Source organism: Vibrio sp. 2132-1 (genome assembly GCF_033344315.1).
Genome location: NZ_JAWPON010000766.1, coordinates 1 through 538 on the forward strand (window position 1 = coordinate 1; position 538 = coordinate 538).

Annotated in this window: 1 protein-coding gene; it reads left to right on the plus strand. The window is 46.7% G+C overall.

What is annotated here, in order from left to right; all coding sequences use genetic code 11:
- A partial coding sequence (locus tag R8N47_RS27865; protein WP_318186443.1) for a RimK/LysX family protein occupies positions 1 to 538 on the plus strand: 538 nt, incomplete at both ends.

The following is a 538-nucleotide window of genomic DNA, read 5'->3' on the forward strand; positions in this document are numbered from 1 at the left end:
TTTACCGTGAAAACGCCATTATTACGCGTGAATGGATTTGAACTGAGTGAAAAGGGCAAAGACGAAGTCGCGACGTTCTATTTGAGCAACGAAAAAGGCAAAGAAGAAAAAATCACCAAACCCGTGCTGAAGAAACTCAAAGTCGGCGACATGGTGCGTCCTGTGGTGGAAGGTGACTTCTTGTTCGGTAACAAGGAAAAGTCGATGGAGTTTGCTATCGACGTGCTAGATAAAGATGAAGAGCTGCCGTTTTTCGTTTTCGGCCACAACATGGCTAAAGGTGGCGTGCTACTGAATACGCGCGCAGACCACTTGCTCGATGCTAAACCTTTGTTCCGAGCTGGCCACATCGAAGTGGCCGAAGTGGAAGGCATGTCTTTCCCTGTCAAACTGGACACCGGTGCGGATGTCAGTTCTATCAATGCTAAGGACATCAAACTGTTCCAAAAAGATGGCAAAGACATGGTGAGCTTTACCTACGAAAATGACCTCGGTATGCAAAAAGCCTTTACTCGCGAAGTGGTAGACGTAATGAAAA